The sequence below is a fragment of the Micromonospora sp. DT231 genome (assembly GCF_049847025.1).
Lineage (GTDB): Bacteria > Actinomycetota > Actinomycetes > Mycobacteriales > Micromonosporaceae > Micromonospora.
In genome coordinates, this window is record NZ_JBNCNO010000012.1 from 71,512 (window position 1) to 88,892 (window position 17,381).

General features: G+C 71.7%; 19 protein-coding genes and 3 tRNA genes. 10 read left to right on the top strand and 12 right to left on the bottom strand.

Annotated elements, in window-relative coordinates; translation table 11 throughout:
* From ACPXBU_RS26275 to ACPXBU_RS26290, 4 genes are all read right to left on the bottom strand, one after another.
* Positions 1 to 72 (bottom strand) — tRNA-Glu (locus tag ACPXBU_RS26275).
* 154 nt (positions 73 to 226) lie between these two features.
* Positions 227 to 299: transfer RNA gene (locus ACPXBU_RS26280), tRNA-Glu, on the bottom strand.
* A 136-nt stretch (positions 300 to 435) separates the two neighbouring features.
* Positions 436 to 507, bottom strand: a tRNA-Gln gene (locus ACPXBU_RS26285).
* 108 nt (positions 508 to 615) lie between these two features.
* Positions 616 to 1,419: a fumarylacetoacetate hydrolase family protein gene (locus ACPXBU_RS26290; protein ID WP_393372808.1), complete on the bottom strand. Its 804-nt coding sequence runs from the start codon at positions 1,417 to 1,419 to the stop codon at positions 616 to 618.
* Positions 1,420 to 1,593: 174 nt separating this feature from the next.
* Here ACPXBU_RS26290 and ACPXBU_RS26295 point away from each other — a divergent pair, with 174 nt between their 5' ends.
* From ACPXBU_RS26295 to ACPXBU_RS26315, 5 genes are all read left to right on the top strand, one after another.
* Positions 1,594 to 3,063 (top strand): hypothetical protein, encoded by a 1,470-nt coding sequence (locus ACPXBU_RS26295; RefSeq protein ID WP_425760089.1) that lies wholly within the window; start codon positions 1,594 to 1,596, stop codon positions 3,061 to 3,063.
* 35 nt (positions 3,064 to 3,098) lie between these two features.
* A complete protein-coding gene (locus tag ACPXBU_RS26300) occupies positions 3,099 to 3,323 on the top strand; it encodes a hypothetical protein (RefSeq protein WP_425760090.1) in 225 nt (74 codons plus the stop codon).
* Positions 3,281 to 4,210 carry a 3-methyladenine DNA glycosylase gene (locus ACPXBU_RS26305; RefSeq protein ID WP_425760091.1) on the top strand — a complete coding sequence of 310 codons (930 nt, stop codon included), beginning with the start codon at positions 3,281 to 3,283 and terminating at the stop codon, positions 4,208 to 4,210. The genes ACPXBU_RS26300 and ACPXBU_RS26305 overlap by 43 nt, the downstream gene beginning before the upstream one ends.
* A 59-nt stretch (positions 4,211 to 4,269) precedes the next feature.
* Positions 4,270 to 4,500, top strand: a complete 231-nt coding sequence (locus ACPXBU_RS26310; RefSeq protein ID WP_425760092.1) for a hypothetical protein — start codon at positions 4,270 to 4,272, stop codon at positions 4,498 to 4,500.
* Between the two features lie 80 nt (positions 4,501 to 4,580).
* Entirely contained in the window at positions 4,581 to 5,567 is a 987-nt protein-coding gene (locus tag ACPXBU_RS26315; protein WP_425760093.1) for a phosphotransferase, read from the top strand.
* Positions 5,568 to 5,679: 112 nt separating this feature from the next.
* Here the strand turns inward: ACPXBU_RS26315 and arfB are convergent, their stop codons facing one another.
* The 7 genes from arfB to ACPXBU_RS26350 form a co-directional block, all read right to left on the bottom strand.
* Entirely contained in the window at positions 5,680 to 6,105 is a 426-nt protein-coding gene (gene arfB, locus ACPXBU_RS26320; protein WP_425760094.1) for an alternative ribosome rescue aminoacyl-tRNA hydrolase ArfB, read from the bottom strand.
* A gap of 34 nt (positions 6,106 to 6,139) precedes the next feature.
* Positions 6,140 to 6,436: a hypothetical protein gene (locus ACPXBU_RS26325; protein WP_425760095.1), complete on the bottom strand. Its 297-nt coding sequence runs from the start codon at positions 6,434 to 6,436 to the stop codon at positions 6,140 to 6,142.
* Positions 6,437 to 6,533: 97 nt separating this feature from the next.
* Positions 6,534 to 7,388, bottom strand: a complete 855-nt coding sequence (locus tag ACPXBU_RS26330; RefSeq protein WP_425760096.1) for a S1C family serine protease — start codon at positions 7,386 to 7,388, stop codon at positions 6,534 to 6,536.
* Between the two features lie 38 nt (positions 7,389 to 7,426).
* On the bottom strand, positions 7,427 to 8,386 hold the full coding sequence (locus ACPXBU_RS26335; protein WP_393372792.1) for a VWA domain-containing protein: 960 nt from the start codon (positions 8,384 to 8,386) through the stop codon (positions 7,427 to 7,429).
* Positions 8,383 to 9,384, bottom strand: coding sequence for a DUF58 domain-containing protein (locus tag ACPXBU_RS26340; protein WP_425760097.1), 1,002 nt, complete (start codon positions 9,382 to 9,384; stop codon positions 8,383 to 8,385). Before ACPXBU_RS26340 ends, ACPXBU_RS26335 begins: the two co-directional genes overlap by 4 nt.
* Entirely contained in the window at positions 9,381 to 10,430 is a 1,050-nt protein-coding gene (locus tag ACPXBU_RS26345) for an AAA family ATPase (RefSeq protein ID WP_425760098.1), read from the bottom strand. The genes ACPXBU_RS26340 and ACPXBU_RS26345 overlap by 4 nt, the downstream gene beginning before the upstream one ends.
* Before the next feature lie 307 nt (positions 10,431 to 10,737).
* Complete coding sequence (locus tag ACPXBU_RS26350; protein ID WP_425760099.1) at positions 10,738 to 11,247, bottom strand: hypothetical protein; 510 nt, start codon at positions 11,245 to 11,247, stop codon at positions 10,738 to 10,740.
* Between the two features lie 407 nt (positions 11,248 to 11,654).
* On the opposite strand from ACPXBU_RS26350, the gene ACPXBU_RS26355 reads away from it, so the two are divergent.
* A complete protein-coding gene (locus ACPXBU_RS26355) occupies positions 11,655 to 12,593 on the top strand; it encodes an endonuclease/exonuclease/phosphatase family protein (RefSeq protein ID WP_425760220.1) in 939 nt (312 codons plus the stop codon).
* A 149-nt stretch (positions 12,594 to 12,742) separates the two neighbouring features.
* Here the strand turns inward: ACPXBU_RS26355 and cimA are convergent, their stop codons facing one another.
* Positions 12,743 to 14,326, bottom strand: a complete 1,584-nt coding sequence (cimA, locus tag ACPXBU_RS26360) for a citramalate synthase (protein WP_393372781.1) — start codon at positions 14,324 to 14,326, stop codon at positions 12,743 to 12,745.
* A gap of 337 nt (positions 14,327 to 14,663) precedes the next feature.
* On the opposite strand from cimA, the gene ACPXBU_RS26365 reads away from it, so the two are divergent.
* The 4 genes from ACPXBU_RS26365 (at position 14,664) to ACPXBU_RS26380 (ending at position 17,272) form a co-directional block, all read left to right on the top strand.
* Complete coding sequence (locus ACPXBU_RS26365; RefSeq protein ID WP_393372778.1) at positions 14,664 to 15,224, top strand: peroxiredoxin; 561 nt, start codon at positions 14,664 to 14,666, stop codon at positions 15,222 to 15,224.
* Between the two features lie 2 nt (positions 15,225 to 15,226).
* Positions 15,227 to 15,757, top strand: coding sequence for a carboxymuconolactone decarboxylase family protein (locus ACPXBU_RS26370; protein ID WP_393372775.1), 531 nt, complete (start codon positions 15,227 to 15,229; stop codon positions 15,755 to 15,757).
* A gap of 244 nt (positions 15,758 to 16,001) precedes the next feature.
* Entirely contained in the window at positions 16,002 to 16,460 is a 459-nt protein-coding gene (locus ACPXBU_RS26375; RefSeq protein WP_393372773.1) for a PRC-barrel domain containing protein, read from the top strand.
* 56 nt (positions 16,461 to 16,516) lie between these two features.
* Positions 16,517 to 17,272: a tyrosine-protein phosphatase gene (locus ACPXBU_RS26380; RefSeq protein ID WP_425760100.1), complete on the top strand. Its 756-nt coding sequence runs from the start codon at positions 16,517 to 16,519 to the stop codon at positions 17,270 to 17,272.
* Positions 17,273 to 17,381 lie beyond the last annotated feature (109 nt).

The window sequence follows — 17,381 nt, forward strand, 5'->3', positions numbered from 1 at the left end:
AGCCCCGACCGGATTCGAACCGGCGCTACCGCCTTGAGAGGGCGGCGTCCTGGGCCGCTAGACGACGGGGCCAGAACTTTCCTGTTCACCGCCCTCGCGAGCGGTGCGGCTGTAGTCTAGCGGCACCGTACCCGGACACAAGCGCGGGGTGCGGGGTCGCACGCGGGGTCTAGCGGGCGGACACGAAACAGCCCGCCTCACCTGGTGAGACGGGCTGTGCACGATGTAGCCCCGACCGGATTCGAACCGGCGCTACCGCCTTGAGAGGGCGGCGTCCTGGGCCGCTAGACGACGGGGCCAGAACCACTTGTCGCTCCCCCACCCTCACGGGCGGAGGAGCTGCACTCTACCGAAGGTCACTCTCCGCCCCCGGAGGGGCGGAGCCGAACTCCGTCAGAATCCAGCGTCCGGCATTCTCGCGAATGACCGGTAGCGCTGGGGTACCAGGACTCGAACCTAGACTAACTGAACCAGAATCAGTCGGGCTGCCAATTACCCCATACCCCATTGGCCCCTTGCGGTGCCGGGAGTGAACTTTACCCTCCCGGTGCCGGCAGGCCAAATCGGATCCCCCCGAAACGCCTGTGAGCTGCGGAAACGGGGGCATCCAACGGATCAGACGACAGGCACCACCGGGTTGGTGAGCTCGCCGATGCCCTCGATCCGCACGGTGACCGTATCCCCCTCGACGAGCGGGCTAACCCCGGCCGGAGTGCCGGTGAGAACGACGTCGCCGGGCAGCAGAGTCATCACGTGCGAGATGTACGACACCAGGCCCACCACGTCGAAGACCATGTCCTTCGTGCGGCCGAGCTGGCGTACCTCCATCTCGTCCGGATTGCGGCCGACCTCACACCGGATCTCCAGGTCGGACACGTCCAGACCGGTGGTGATCCACGGGCCGATCGGGCAGAACGAGTCGAAGCCCTTGGCCCGGGTCCACTGCCCGTCGGAGCGCTGGAGGTCCCGAGCGGTCACATCGTTGGCGCAGGTGTAGCCGAAGATGGCGCGTTCGGCGGCGGCCCGGTCGGCGCGGCGCGCCCCCGGCGCCCCGATCACGACCGCCAGCTCCGCCTCGTGCTCGACCTGCTTCGAGAAGATCGGCAGGCGGATGGCGTCCCGGGGGCCGATCACCGAGGTGGAGGGCTTGAGGAAGAGCAGCGGCTCCTTGGGCACGTCGTTGCCGAGTTCGGCGGCGTGGTCGGCGTAGTTGCGACCGACGCAGACGACCTTGCTGGGCAGGATCGGCGAGAGGAGTCGGACGTCGGAGAGGGCCCAGCGGGCCCCGCTGAAGGTGAGGTTGCCGAACGGGTGGCCCTCGATCTCGGCGATGGTCAGGCCCTGCGGCCCGGCCTCCGGTTCGCCTTCGACGGCTCCGAACGACATTCCCTTGGCATGGGCGAAACGAGCGATACGCACCCGGCCAATCTAGCCCCGCCGACCCCTCCACCGGCCAGGACCGGCCGTCAGGTGTGCGCAACCCGTCAGCGCGCGGCACCCTACCGGAGCAGGAGGTGACCGGGGTGGGGTTCCCGACTTCGTACCCGCACGGAGGCGGCTCGCCCCTAGCGTCGGCTCCGGAGGTTCGTTCGTATGCCTGCATCGACACGACACCACAGAGCCCTCGCAGTGTTCGTCCACTGCCTCGGCATCCTCGCCGCCGTGCCAGCCCTGCCGGCAGCGGCGCCGGAGGCGTCGGCGGCGCCGCGGCCACCGGCCGCGACCGCCACCTCACGACCACCGGCCGAGGCGACCCGACCGCCGGATGCCACACCACGCCCCCGGGGCGCCGCGACCCGACCGGGCGTCGCGCCGACCGGGGTGCCGGGACAGACCGCGCACCCACCGGTCGCGGTGGTCGCGCGGGTGTCCGCCGAGCCCACCCCACCGTCGGCGCCACCGGCGGTGGCGCCGACGTCGCGGGCACCGGCGTCGGCGCCCCCGCAGCAGGTCACGGTGGCGGTCGCGCCGGAGACCAGCCCCGCACCGAGGTACCGGATCCAGGTGCGCAACGTGGGCAACGCCCCGGTGGACACCACCGTGCGGCAGGAGCTGCCGCCCGGGTCGTCGCCGACCGCGATCAGCGCCGGTGGCCGGTCCAGCCAGGCGGGCGGGTCCACCACCGAGGTGACGTGGCGGTTGCGACTGCCGGCACACAGCAGCACCACGCTGGGCACCGCGCTCGCCACGACCGCGCCCGGCCAGCCGCTGACCGCGCCGGCCTGCGCGTTCACGAGTGACGGCACCCGGCCGTACGACTGCGCCACGGCCACCTGGAACGCGGCGGCGGCACCGGCGGCCGAGATCGGTCAGGCGCCGCCCTGGCGTCGGTACCCGGTGCTGCTCGCCGGACTGGCGGTCCTGCTGCTGATCAGCGCCGCCCTGGTGTGGGTGTGGCGACGTCGGCGCGCGGGCCGGGTCACCGCCAGCGCGCTTGCCAGCCGGGGCGGACCCGACGGTGGTCGCGGAACGATCTATCCGCGCCCGGCAGCCCCGGGTACGACGGGGCGTCGGCGTACCCCGCCGGTCTGGTTGGTGGTGGGCGCGGCCGTGGCGGTCCTCGCGGGCATCGTCGCCACCGCCGGCTGGACGGCGACCCGGCGGGTCTCGGCGATCGACACGCAGAAGCAGCCCACCAGCGGCGCGTGGACGGGCACCGGTGTCACCGGGCCGGTGGGGGTGCCCCTTCGCGAGTCGGCGTTCGAGTTCACCGTGTACCGGATGTCATGCGGCGCGCCCGGGACGGCCGACGGCGGGGGTGCCGCACCGGCCAACGGTCGGCGCTGCCAGGCCACCGTGGGTGTGCGCAACGTCACCGGCGACCACCAACCCTGGCACGGCCAACTGCAACGGGCGTACCTGCCCGGAGGGCGCTGGGTGAGCACCGACGAGTCGGCCACCCGGGCGGCCAACCTGGGTCGGGACGTCTTCGCCGACCCGATGGCCGCGGGCAGTCGGACGGTGCTGCCGCTTGTCTTCACCGTCGACGGGCGCGACCCACCGCAGCAGCTGGAGCTGCGCAGCGGGGTGTTCTCCGCGGGTGTGCGGGTGCACATGCCCTGACCGGGCGCGCGGGCGGCGGTCGTACCCTGGGGTGCGTGACCGCCGCCCTCGCCCCCGCCGTGCTCGACGTGGCGCGGTGGCAGGCCCGCCGGCGCGCCCACGAGGAGCGGGTGGACGTCTGGTTGACCCCGCACCTGGCCCGCCGGCGGCGCGGCGAGCGGCACCCGGTGGCCGACCTGCGTAAGCGCAACTCAGGCACCTCTCAGAGGTGGGGGGTATGCAAGCGACACGAAGCGGACAACAAGGGCCCGAACCGTTGAGCAGCACCCCCGTCACAAGCTGGCTCCCCCTGTTGGAAGCCCACGAGAAGCGCACGGACTCCCTCACCGCAGGCCACCGCGCCCGCAAGGCCACGAGGGAACGCCACGCGATCGATGACTTCTTGTACGACTACTACGGCACCAGGCCCTCCGTGCTCCGACGCTGGCACCCGGGCGTGGGCATCTCCTTGGAGCCCGGACCGAACGGCCCCGCCCCACACCGACAGTGGCGTTGGTACGCCACTGACGCGGACGGAGTCGTGAGCTTCGACGTCACAGCGTTCCTCGCCGACCGGGGCGAGTCAGTGCGCTTTATCCATCGACTGTTGTCCGCGATCGCGTCGCGACCAGCCTTCACTGGCTGCTTCGGCCTGCATGAGTGGGCAATGGTGTACCGCCAACGTGAACATCGGCATCCACTCCCCCTGCGACTTGGGCAAGAGGGAACTGACGCGGTAGTCGAGTCTCACCAGATCCGCTGCACGCACTTCGATGCGTTCCGGTTCTTCACCCCTGATGCGGTCAGCCTCAACCGGCTCCAACCAACGAGGGAGAGCCAGGTAGAGCTTGACCAGCCGGGCTGCTTGCACGCCTCGATGGACTGCCACAAGTGGGCAACCAAGCTGGGACCTGCGGTTCCAGGGGAACTGGCGCTCGACTGCTTCGAGTTGGCGAGGGACATCCGGCTACTCGACATGCGGGCATCCCCGTACGACTTCTCCTCGTACGGGGAACCGGCAGTAGCCATCGAGACTCCTGAGGGCAAGGCCGAGTACGTCGCGCGGCAGCGCGAGTTCTCACAGCGTGCCGGCCATCTGCGTTCCCGACTGGTCGATGTCTGCGCGGCCTTGCTCGACCCAGTGGAGCCAGCGGCACGGGTGGTATGACCCCTTGAAGGGCTTCACGGGCCAACCCGTACGACCTCGCGGCGCTGGGCTGTCCGCCGATGCGGGTGGAAACTCCGGACGGTCGGGCGGAGTACGCGGCGGCGCAGCGGGCGTTCGCCGACCGGGTCGCGGTGCTGCGCGACCGGCTGCTCGCCGCCGTCCCGGCCCGACCGAAGGCTCGACTCACCCGGCCGTGCGGGTACGCAGACGTCGACGAGCAGGTCGGCCACGGCCGACAGGTCGTCGTCGACGAGCCCGGCTCGGTCCACTCGGTGCGGTGCGACGGGTGATGGAACCTCGCGGTGGCGTGCTGGACGATGAGCCGTCGGCTGGGCTGACACCGTGGGCACGGTGTGGTGGGATATCGCCCATGGTCGAATCGCATGTCCCGGCGTTGGAGATGCTGTGGGAGGCACACGACCCCGGCGACACGCTGGCGGAAAGGTTCGGCTTCAGCGACGGCGAGTCGGCCGGCCGATGGGTTGCCGACGCGCTCGACGAGCACTGGGGTGTTCGGGTCGACTCCTGCGAGCGGATCGTGATGAGCAGCGGCAACGCGCTCGCCTGGGTCGGCACACCGGCCGGACGGATGCTCGCGAAATGGTCGGTGGTGGCCGACCGCTTCCCGCGGCTGGCGGCGATCGCGCGTCTCACGAGCTGGCTGGACGACCAGGGCCTGCCCGTCTCGGCGCCCGTCCCGGCGCGGGACGGCCGCCTTCAGGTCGAGGCCGGTCACGTCTCGATCGGTCTGCAGCGGGTGATCGCGGGCGATCTCCTCGACACCGCCGATCCCGCCCGGGTACGGGCAGCCGGCGCGCTCCTGTCGCGGCTACAGGAGGCGCTGGCCGCCTGCCCGTATCCCGACCCGGATGCCGCCTCCACCGACTCCGTCCCCGCCAAGCCGCTGGCGGCTCGGGTCCTCGACTGGCTCGACACATGCGCCGAGCAGGTGCCAGCGGCCGTCCGCGACACCCTGCGCGCTCTGGTCGCCGCCGCCCCCGCCGACCCGCTGCCACGGCAACTCCTGCACTCCGACTTCCGGGCGGCCAACATTCTGTGCGTCGGAACCGAGATCGTCGCGGTTCTGGATTTCGAGGAGGCCCGGGCCGACCACCGGGTCGTCGAGGCAGCCCGGTCGGCGGTCCTGCTCGGTACCCGCTATCACGACTGGGGCCCGGTGCCGGTCGCGGTGCACGCGCAGTTCCGCGCCGGCTATGAGTCCGTACGCCGCCTCAGCTCGGTGGAGGCGGCGTGGTGGGACATCGTGGTGCTCTGGCAGACCCTGGCCTTCGTGCCCCCCGGCGCCGACCCGACCGGCTGGGGAGCGTCGGCGCTGAGCCAGCTGGAAAAGGGTTGAGGACGAGGCGCGCCGTTGCCGCGTTGGGTCAGCGGCGGCAGCCGATGTCCGCGACGCGGATTCTGGGGAGAGCCCGCGGTCACCACAGCGACAAGCGCCTCGACCCGTCTGATCAGTCGCCGTCGGCGCGGCGGTCGCGTTTGCGCTGGGACTGGCGCTTCTTCTCGGCCAGCCGGCGTTCCTTCGCGCCGCGCGACGGGCGGGTCGCCCGGCGGGGCGGCGGTGGAGGGGCGGCGGCCTCCCGCAGCAGCGCGGTCATGCGTTCGCGGGCCGCCTCCCGATTGGCCAACTGGGCCCGGTGCTCGCTGGCGGCGATCGTCAGCACCCCGTCGACCAGGCGGTTGGCCAGCCGGTCCAGTGCCCGCGACCGCAGCCACTCGGGCACGGCCGGCGAGTTGGCCACGTCGTAGCTCAGCTCGACCCGGGAGTCCGCGGTGTTCACACCCTGCCCACCCGGCCCCGACGAGCGGGAGAAGCGCTCCCGCAGCTCCCCGGCGGGAACGATCCACCGATCGGTCACCCGCAGTCCGTCGTCCACGCCCCGAGGCTAACCCGAGACGACCCGCCGGGGGTCATCGGTGCGGAGTCCTGCTCTGCGTCGGCGACTGGCTGGGCGCCGGCCCGGCGGCTTCCTCGTCGGACCCGACCGCCGCGTACGCCACCGCGCCGAAGAGCAGCAGCGCGATCACCCCGGCCTTCACGGCGGCCCCACGGATCAGCGACCAGGCGCCTCGACGGGCGCCCGGCACCGACTTCCGGACCGTCTGGTAGTCGTTCCACCCGCGTCGTGCCCGGGCGTACGCCGACCCCACCGCACATCCGATGACCAGGCCCACCAGCAGGAGGACCGCGAGAAGAGGACGCTCCACCTCCGCCAGTATCCATACCGACAGTAATATTTCCATGGCCCGATGCCGTCCGGCCGGATATCCGACACACTGCCTGGCAGTCGGCCGTCCGCGCAGGTCAGCCGCCCTTGCCGATGATCGTGTCGGCGGTCTGCTGCACCTGGTCGATCGGGATGGCGAACCCGATGCCGATCGAGCCGCTCCCGTCGATGGTGGCGATGGCGGTGTTGACCCCGACCACCTCCCCACGGGCGTTGACGAGTGGCCCACCCGAGTTGCCGGGGTTGATGGACGCGTCGGTCTGCACCGCGCGGTGCCGGTTGTTGCCCAGCCGCACCTCGCGGTCCAACGCGCTGACGATTCCCGCGGTGACGGTTCCGGCCAGACCGAGTGGCGAGCCCACCGCGAGCACCGGTTCGCCGACACGTGTCGCACCCGGCTTGGCCATGGGCAACGGGGTGAGTCCGGCCGCCGCCGGCACCTTCAGCACCGCCAGGTCGCTGCGCGGCTCCCGGCCCACCACCTCGGCGGCGAACCGGCGGCCGTCGGGCAGCTCGACGGTGACCGGCCCGCCACCGCCTTTGGCGAGGATGTGATCGTTGGTGATCAGGTGCTGCTGGTCGTCCACCGCGAAGCCCGAGCCGGTCGCGGACCCGGCCGACGTGCTGCCGGCCAGCACCGACACCACCCCGGGTACGGTCCGCTCGGCCGCGGTGACCAGTTCGGCCGGCACCGGGGCTGCGGACGCGGCAGCGGGGCCGGGAGTCCCGTCCCGGGCGGCCACCACGCCACCGGCGACGGCGCCCGAGACGGTGGAGAGCGCCACCACGGCCAGCGCGGCGAGCAGCCGTCGAGGCCTGCGCCCGCCCGGGTCACGCTCGGGCGTGTCCCACCACCCGCGCCCGTCCCGGTCGAGTTCCGGTGAGATGAACCAGGGACCGCGCGGTTCGCCCAGTCCGGTCTGTACTGCCATGCGTACTCCTCACGGTCGACGACTGTGGTGCGCGGCGGTCAGGGCAGGCGGGAGAACCAGCGCAGCGAGCCGGCGGCGGCGCCCATCGCGAAGACGAGTCCCAGGCCGATGAACCGTGCCGAGACGTCCTGCCGCTCCGTGCGGTAACCGACCGAGCTGCCGATGTCGTCGTAGACGGCCTTCAGCTCGTCGGTGGTGCTGGCCTCGTGGAACATCCCGCCGGTCTCCTCGGCGACCGCCTTGAGGGTCTGCCCGTCGACCGGCACCTGGATGGGCCGTCCGCCGCGGTCGACGAACCCGGACGGGGTCCCGAAGGAGATGGCGTGCACCGGCACCTCCGCCGTCACCGCCTCGGCCGCCGCTTCCATCGGGTCCATTCCGGAGGTGTTGGCGCCGTCGGAGAGCAGGATGATCCGGGCCGGTGGCGTCTCCTTCGCGGCCTCGCTGTCCAGGCTCTTGACCGCGCCGAGGGAGGTGTTGATGGCCTCGCCGATCGCGGTGCCCTGCACGCCGGTGATCCCCTCGGCGAGCCGGCCGATCCCCTCGTCGAGGGCGTCCCGGTCGGTGCCCGGCGGCACCAGCACGGCCGCGCTGCCGGCGAACGCGACGAGACCCACGTTGAACTCGTCGGGCAGGCCCTCGACGAACCGTCGGGCCGCCTGCTTCGCGGCGGCCAGCCGGTCCGGTTCCACGTCGGTGGCGAGCATCGACGTGGACACGTCCACCGCGACCATCACCGTGGCCCGCTCCCGGGGCACCTGGACCTCGGCGCTGGGGCGGGCGAACCCGACGACCAGCAGGGCCAGCATGGCCAGGAAGAGCCCGGCCGGTACGTGCCGACGCCAGGCGGGCCGCTCCGGCGCCACCCGGTCCAGCAGCCGCAGGTTCGTGAAGCGGACCGCGTAGCGGCTGCGCCCGCGCTGCATCAGCAGGTACGCGCCGACGAGGGCGAGCACCCCGAGCAGCAGCCAGAGTCGCAGCGGCGACTGCCAGGTCACGCGATACCTCCCCGTGCGGGGCCGACCGGCGCGGCGGCCAGTCGACGTTGGGCGTGCACGTGCCGGACGATGTCGGCGCTCCAGTCCCCGTCGGTGCGCAGGGGCAGGTGGGTGGCCCCGCTGCGGCGCAACGACTCGTGGATCTGATCGCGCTGGACGGCGGCCGCCTCGGCGTAGCGTTCGCGCAGCCGGCGGTCCGATGTGCACACCTCGCGGCGACGGCCGGTCTCCGGGTCGACGAGCGTGATCAGCCCGACGTCCGGTAGCTCCAGCTCACGCGGGTCGGTGACCTCGATCGCCAGCACCTGGTGCCGGACGGCCAGTCGGCGCAGTGTGCGTTCCCAGGGCGCCGGCTGGCCAGGGTCGTCGGGCAGGCCGTCGAGGAAGTCGGAGACCACCACGACCAGGCCACGTCGGTTGGCGATCCGGTGCAGCGCGTCGAGACCGTCGGCCAGATCCGGCGGCCTCCACCCCGGTCCGTCGCCGGGCTGGGTGGGACGCGGGGCGGCGAGCAGCGTGCGGAGCAGGGCGAGCAGATGGGTACGTCCGCTGCGGGCCGGGAAGCGGCGTACCCCGTCGGCACGCAGCACCTGGGCGCCGAGGCGGTTGCCGACGCCCGCGGTCAGGAAGCCGACCGCCGCGACCGCGGCCACGGCCAGCTCCCGCTTGTCCAGCTCGGCGGTGCCGAACTCCATGCTGGCGCTGCCGTCGACGAGCAGCCAGGTGGTCAGTTCCCGGTCGGCGTCGACCTGGCGGACGTGCGGCACGGCGGTGCGGGCCGTGACCGCCCAGTCCATCCGGCGGACCTCGTCCTCGCCCGGCCGGTACTCGCGGCTGCCGGCGGGTTCACTGCCCGGTCCGGGCAGCAGGCCGCGGTACTGGCCGTGCAGCAACCCGTTGAGCCGGCGCGTGACGGTCAGCTCCAGGCGACGGACCCGCTGGTCCGGGGACAACTCGGCCAGGCCCGGGTCAGCCGGCGCGATGGTCGCTCGTCTCATGCCGCCGCCAGGTCCGGCGTCTGCTGTGGGTGACCGGTGGCCAGCCGGGGCGGTGGCACCGCCTCGACCAGCCGGCGCACCAGGCTCTCGGCCGACACCCCGTCGGCCACCGCGTCGAAGGAGAGCACCAGCCGGTGGGCGAGGACGTCGACGGCCAGGTCACGGACGTCCTCGGGCAGCACGTACTCCCGCCCCCGCAGCAGGGCCTGGGCCCGAGCGGCGGCGACCAGGCCGAGGGTGGCCCGCGGGCTGGCGCCGTACGCCAACAGCGGGGCGATCTCCGGCAACCCGAAGCGGCCGGGGTCACGGGTGGCGAGGATCAGCCGCACCACGTACTCGGCCAACGCGTGGTGGACGAACACCCTCTCGGCGTGGGACTGGAGGGCCCGCAGTCGTTGCGCGTCGAGCACCGGACGCGGGGTCGGCCGGTCGGTGCTCATCCGGTAGAGGATCGCCAGTTCGTCGGCGTCGCTGGGATAGTCGACGACCACCTTCATCAGGAACCGGTCGCGCTGCGCCTCCGGGAGTTGGTAGACACCCTCGGACTCGATCGGGTTCTGGGTGGCCAGCACCAGGAACGGTTGCGGGACCGGCCAACTGCGCCCGCCGATGGAGACCTGCCGTTCGGCCATCGCCTCCAGCAGCGCCGACTGCACCTTGGCCGGGGCGCGGTTGATCTCGTCGGCCAGCACCAGGTTGGCCATGATCGGGCCCAGTTCGATGTCGAAGGTCTCCTTGGAGGCCCGGTAGATCCGGGTGCCGACGATGTCGGAGGGGACCAGGTCCGGGGTGAACTGGATCCGGGAGAAGGTGCCGCCGACGACCGTCGCGAGAGTCTGCGCGGCCAGGGTCTTGGCCACCCCGGGTACGCCCTCCAGGAGGCAGTGCCCGTTGGCGATCAATGCGGTGAGCAGGCGTTGGACGAGCCGATCCTGCCCGACGATCACGCGTTTGACCTCGAAGAGGGTCTGTTCCAGCTCGACGCCGGTCGGCTCGGGATCGACCGAGGTGGGCATGCTGGCCAGGGTGTCCGAGATGTCCGTCACGGTGCTTGCTTCCCTGGGCGGGGCCTCGGCAAACGTCGGATTGTGCGGCCCGGACCGGCCCGGAGGGGCCGGAACGGGGATGAGTCGCACGCAAGCATGACGATCGGCGCGAGGCGCCGCGAGAACGCCTGATCGACTCGATTTTCCGGAAACCGGGCCGTCCACCTACCCAGGACACCCCGACTTCCCGGACGTCGAGTCGATCAGGCCCAGCACGGCGGCGAGCCGCCCACCGCGGTCGGGCGGTGCGCGGGTGCACAGCATCCGACCCCCGCGCACCGGGCGCGGGGGTCGGGCGTCGGTTCGGTCAGGGCGTGTGGGTGAGCAGGGTGAAGCCCCGGTCGGTCGGCACTCCCGCCGAGTTGCGGGTCTCGATGTAGACCCCGTTGGGTGTGCTCAGTCGCGGTGCTACCCCGACCTCACCACCCGGAGGGATGCAGCAGGAGTCGTGTCGGGAGATGGTGGCCAGGAAGGCGCCCGCCGACACGTTGTAGCCGAACTGCACCTCGTACTGGCCGGGGCCGTACTTGATCACGGTGCCGGTGCCGCGCGCCTTGGTGCCGTTGGCGTTGACGACTGTGAACCAGGTGGCGGCGGCCATCGTGGTGACCCCGCCGGTCTTCAGCGCGGCCTTCGCCGAGCGTGCGGACTCGGCGGTCACCGGCGGCTGGCTGTTCGTTTCACGTGCCGCCGGCTTGACGGCCTCCTGCGGCGCCTTCGCCGACGGCTGGGCGACGGCGATCCCCCCACCGACCAGGGTGAGCGCCAGGACAGCGAACGTGACAGCTGCCGCCTTGCGTCGGAAGGATGTTTCCATGACAGGTCCCCCTTGTGTGACCGTGCGAATTCGGCCGACCCGCGGGGCGGGACGGATGACTGCCCATGAATAGGCGGACGACGACACTGGGGTGCCGGGAAACCTCACTCACTGACAATTGGTGAGATTGATTTCGGAACGATCTACATCCCGTCTGAGCTGGGATTACTACTCAGAGTTGCGTCGCTTAAGTCAGATGGAACGTAGCATCGGAAAAAGCCTAACGTCAATAGTTGATCTCACTTTGTCGACTTGTCAGTCAGCCGTCAGATAATAGTGAAATATGAACGCGTCGCCATTCACGAAACGGTTTCGGCGTACCCACTAGGATCACCGTCATGATCGTCGACGGGCCGCCCGCGCCCACGCCCGCAGCACGGTGGTACCGCTCGGCTCGGCTCGGCACGGTGCTCTGCTGGCTGACGGTCGCGCCGACCGCCCTCTGGGCCGCCGTCCGGCTGATCGGCCTGGACCGAGGGCCGTTGGTGCAGGCGCTCGCCTTCACGCCGTACGTCGCGGGATTCAGCGTGCTGCCGTTGGCCCTCGCACTCGCCCTGCGGCGCTGGTGGCCGGCGGCGGTCGCGGCCCTGACAGCGGTGGCGTTGCTCGGCGTGGTCGCGCCTCGGGCGCTGGACGCCCCGCAGCCCGCGGCGGCCGGGCCGACGGTGCGGCTGCTCACCGCCAACCTGCTCGCCGGTTCCGGCGACGCGGGGACGCTTGTCGAGCTGGTCCGGCGGCACGGGGTGGACGTGCTCACCGTGCAGGAGTTCACGCCCGAGGCGCAGACCGCGCTGGATCAGGCAGGCCTCGACCGGCTGCTGCCACACCGGCAGCTCAACGCGGCGATCGGCACGCCCGGCTCCGGGGTCTACTCGCGGTGGCCGCTGAGCGACGTCGGCCTCCGGCACAACCTCAACGGCTGGGGCTTCACCCAGGCGTACGCGACGGTGGCCGTCCCCGGCGCACCCCCGGTACGGGTCGAGTCGGCCCACCCCTCGGCCCCGTACGCGCTGGACCAGGTCGGCAACTGGCGCGCCGACCTGACCGCGCAACCTCCGGCCACCCCGGACGGTGGCCTGCAGATCCTCGCCGGGGACTTCAACGCCACTCTCGACCACGGTCCGCTACGCGCCCTGCTGCGCACCGGCTACGTGGACGCCGCCGACGCCACCGGCGAGGGCCTGACCGGCACCTGGGGCCCGTACGACGGTGACCTCATCCCACCTGTCACCATCGACCACGTCCTGGTGGACCACCGCATCGCGGTCCGCGCGGTACAGGTGCTCGCCCTGCCCGGCAGCGACCACCGCCCCGTCCTGGCCACCGTAACCCTCCCCACCCCCTAACCCCACCCCCGCCCTCGCCCTTGCCCTCGCCCTCGCCCTCGCCCTCGCCCTCGCCCTCGCGATCTTGCACTTTCTGTTCCGGCGTAAGCGGGCGAAAGCCGCACATCGACAACACAAAGTGCAAGATCGCGAGGGTGTTGGGGTGGGGGTTAGACAGTGGTGGGGGCCAGGCCGTAGGTGAGGGCGTCGATCAGGGCGTGCCAGCTGGCCTCGACCACGTTGGGGTGCACGCCCACAGTCGTCCAGTCGCGGCCGGTGCCGTCGGCCGTCTCCAGCAGCACCCGGGTCACCGCGCCGGTGCCGTGGCTGCCCTCCAGGATGCGCACCTTGTAGTCGGCCAACTCGAAGCTGCGCAGTTGCGGATAGTGCCGGGCCAGCCCCACCCGCAGCGCCTCGTCGAGCGCGTTGACCGGGCCGTTGCCCTCGGCGGTGGCGATCACCCGCTCCCCCCGTACCCGGATCTTGACGGTCGCCTCGGAGACCACCGAGCCGTCCTCGCGATGCTCGACGAGCACCCGGTACGACTCCAGAGTGAACGGTCGAGCCGGGCTGCCCTCCGGCAACTCGGAGCGGACCAGCAGCTCGAAGGAGGCGTCCGCGGCCTCGAAGGACCAGCCGCCGGCCTCCAACTCCTTGACCCGCTTGGTGACCCGGGTCAGCGCCTCCGGACTGTCGGCCAGGTCCAGGCCGAGCTCACGACTCTTCAGCTCGACACTGGCCCGGCCGGCCATCTCGGTCACCAGGATCCGCATGTCGTTGCCCACCACCGACGGGTCCACGTGGTTGTAGAGCAACGGGTCGACCTTTATCGCGCTCGCGTGCAGCCCCGCCTTGTGGGCGAAGGCGGCGGCCCCGGCGTACGCCTGGTGGGTGTCGGGGGCGATGTTGGCGATCTCGGCGATGGCGTGCGAGACCCGCACCATCTGCGCCAGGCAGCCCTCCGGTAGGACCGGCATGCCCAGCTTGAGTTGGAGGTTGGCGACGACCGCGAAGATGTCGGCGTTGCCGGGGCGTTCGCCGTACCCGTTGGCGGTGCCCTGGACGTGGCGGACACCCGCCTCCACGGCGGCGATCGTGTTCGCCACCGCGCAGGAGGTGTCGTTCTGCGCGTGCATGCCGAGCAGCCCGGCGTCGATCCCCAGCTTGTCGGTCAGATCACCGATCACGGCGGTCACCTGGGACGGCAGCATGCCGCCGTTGGTGTCGCAGAGCACCATCCGCTCGGCGCCGGCCGCCAGCGCGGTCTGCACCACGGCGGCGCCGTACGCGGGGTCGTGCCGGTAGCCGTCGAAGAAGTGCTCGCCGTCGACGAAGACCCGCCGGCCCTCGCGGACCAGGTGGCTGACGGTGTCGTGGATCATCGCCAGGTTCTCCGCGCCGGTGGTGCGCAGCGCCCGCACGACGTGCCGGGTGTCGGCCTTGGCGACAAGCGCCACCGCCGGGGTCTGCGCGTCCAGCAGGGCGCGCACCTGGGGGTCGTCGGCGACCGCGACACCTGCCTTGCGGGTGGCGCCGAACGCGACGAGCACGGCGTGTCGCAGGTCCAACTCGGTACGCGCCCGACGGAAGAACTCGGTGTCCTTGGGCACCGCGCCCGGCCAGCCGCCCTCGATGAAGCCGACGCCGAACTCGTCGAGCAGCCGGGCCACCGCCAGCTTGTCGATCACCGAGTAGGTGAGCCCCTCGCGCTGGGCGCCGTCGCGCAAGGTCGTGTCGTAGACCTGGAACGTCATCAGGATCCTTTCTCGGAGCAACAAAAAGACCTCCCGCGGGTGCGGGAGGTCTGCGCGCTCGGCGGAGGGGAGGGCCGGCGCGCTAGGTCGCAATAATCAGGAAGGTGTTGCTCACGGTCGCCACTCTGCCACTCACCGCCGAATGTGGGAAGAACAATCCATATATCGGGACCACTACGGAGGGTGTCGCATGCTTGCCACCCTGCGGGCTCGGCCCGGATCCGCCGCCGGTGATCGGCTTCACACGCTCCCAGGCCGCCCACCGGCCACAACAGTGATGCGGAAGTATCTGGAACGGATCAAGTTACGGCCACCGTGCCGCCTAGAAGGAGGACCTGTGCTCACTGTCGGTGACCGCTTCCCCGAGTACGAACTCACCGCCTGCGTGTCTCTGGACGCCAACAAGGCGTTCGACACGATCAGCCACAAGTCCCACGAGGGCAAGTGGCGGGTGGTCTTCTTCTGGCCGAAGGACTTCACCTTCATCTGCCCGACGGAGATCGCGGAGTTCGGTCGACTCAACGGCGAGTTCGCCGACCGGGACGCACAGGTCCTCGGGGCGTCCGTGGACAACGAGTTCGTCCACTACGCGTGGCGCAAGGACCACCCGGACCTTCGGGAGCTGCCGTTCCCGATGCTCAGCGACATCAAGCGCGAGCTGTCCGCCGCCTGCGGCGTGCTCGGCGAGGACGGCGTGGCCCAGCGGGCGACCTTCATCGTCGACCCGAACAACGAGATCCAGTTCGCCATGGTCACCGCGGGCTCGGTCGGCCGCAACGTCTCCGAGGTGCTGCGGGTGCTCGACGCGCTGCAGACCGACGAGCTGTGCCCGTGCAACTGGAACAAGGGCGGCGACACCCTCGACGCCAACGCCCTCCTCGCCGCCGCCGGGGTCTGAGCATGGGTCTGGACGCGGTCAAGGCGGCCCTGCCCGAGTACGCGAAGGACATCAGGCTCAACCTGGGCTCCACGGTCGGCACCTCGACGCTGACCCCGGTGCAGACCTGGGGCACCGCGCTGGCCTGCGCGGTCGCCGCTCGTAACCAGGTGGTGCTGCGGGAGATCGCGGCCGAGGCGCTCGGGCACCTCGGGCCGGAGGGTGTCGAGGCGGCCAAGGGCGCCGCCGCGATCATGGCGATGAACAACATCTACTACCGGGCCAAGCACCTCATCGGCGACGAGCAGTACGCCTCGATGCCCGCCCGTCTGCGGATGCAGATCATCGCGCGGCCCGGCGTGGACAAGGGCGACTTCGAGCTCTGGTGCCTCGCCGTGTCGGCGATCACCGGCTGCGGTGTGTGCCTGGAGTCGCACGAGAAGACGCTGCGGGCCAGCGGCTTCACCCGCGAGCAGGTGCACGAGGCCCTGCGGATCTCGGCAGTGGTGCACGCCGCGGCGGTCACCCTGGACGCCGAGGCCGCCCTGGCCTGAGCAGGCACGCCCCGACGGGCCGGCACCGCACCTCGCGGCGTCGGCCCGTCGCCGCACCCGCGGCCCGTCGCGGCACCCGCGGCCCGTCGCCGCACCCGCGGCCCGTCGCCGCACCCGCGGCCCGTCGCCGCACCCGCGGCCCTCGGCCGCTCGCCGTTTCCGGTCCCCGATGGCCGGGTAGCTCCTGCGGGGACGACGAACCCGCCTACGCCGAGACGATCGGCGACAGTCAGGAGTGAACGGCATGGACAGGATCGATCCGCACGCCACGCACGCCGGGCCGGACCCGCTGCGCGGCGGTGACCAGGGCGTTGTGGCCGGGGGCGCGCCAGCCGGCACGTTCGACCCCTGGCGGTACCGGGATCAGACCGGGGTGGCCGACGTCGACCTGGTCGGCTACAAGGTCGAGGCCAGCGACGGTGGAGTCGGCAAGATCGACAGTGCCAGCCACGAGGTGGGCGGCAGCTACCTGGTGGTGGACACCGGCACCTGGATCTTCGGCAAGAAGGTGATGCTGCCGGCCGGCACCGTCAACCAGGTGGACCACGACCAGCGCATCGTCTCCGTCGACCGCACCCGGGACCAGATCAAGGCCGCCCCCGAGTACGACGAGAGCAGCCACAGCGACCCGAGCTACCGGGATCAGCTGGGCGGCTACTACGACGAGACGTACGGGGCTCTTCCGCCGGGCACGGCCCGGTGACTGTTCGACCCGACGGCCGGTGGGGTGTTTTCCCCACCGGCCGTTACCGTGTGACCGTGGACGCCATCGACGACAATCACCAGACCACACTGCCCGCCACCTTCAACTTCCGCGACGTCGGTGGCTGTCTCGGCCACGGCGACCGACCCGTACGCCGGGGCCGGCTGTTCCGGTCCGACTCGCTGCACCGCCTCACGGAGCAGGACCGGGACGCGTTCGCCGCGATCGGGATCCGCACCGTCATCGACCTGCGCCGCCCCACCGAGGTGCAGCGGGACGGGCGGGTGCCGGCATATCAGGGGCTCACCTACCGCAACATCCACCCGGAGCACGCCGACTGGGCGAACGTGCCGCACGAGGAGGGTGCCAGCCTGGCCCGCTACCTCGCGGACCGGTACGCCGACCTGGCCCAGACCGGCACCGCCGGGCTGGCCGAGGCGGTCGGGCTGATCGCCGACTCCGCGACCGCCCCGGTGGTGGTGCACTGCGTCGCCGGCAAGGACCGCACCGGCATCGTCTGTGCGCTGACCCTCGCCGTGCTCGGCGTCGACGACGCGGACATCACGGCGGACTACGCGCTCAGCAGCGAGGCGTCGGCCCGATACAGTGCCTGGCTGGCCTCGATCAACCCGGAGGGCGTGGACGTGCCGGCGCCGTTCCTGGCCTCGCCCGCCGAGGCGATGCAGCTCTTCCTCGACGAGCTACGCGAGGGGCACGGCTCGGTCGAGGCGTACCTGCGGCACGCCGGGGTGACCGACGAGCAGCTCGCCGCCCTCCGTGACCACCTGCTCGACGAGCCGACCGGGGCGTAGGGGCTGGTCGGGGCCCGACCACGTGGGTCCGGCCGCGCCGGCCCCGCCCGAAGGGGCGGGCCGGGCCGGCCCCGACCCACCGAGGACCCCCGGCACCCAGCCGGACACC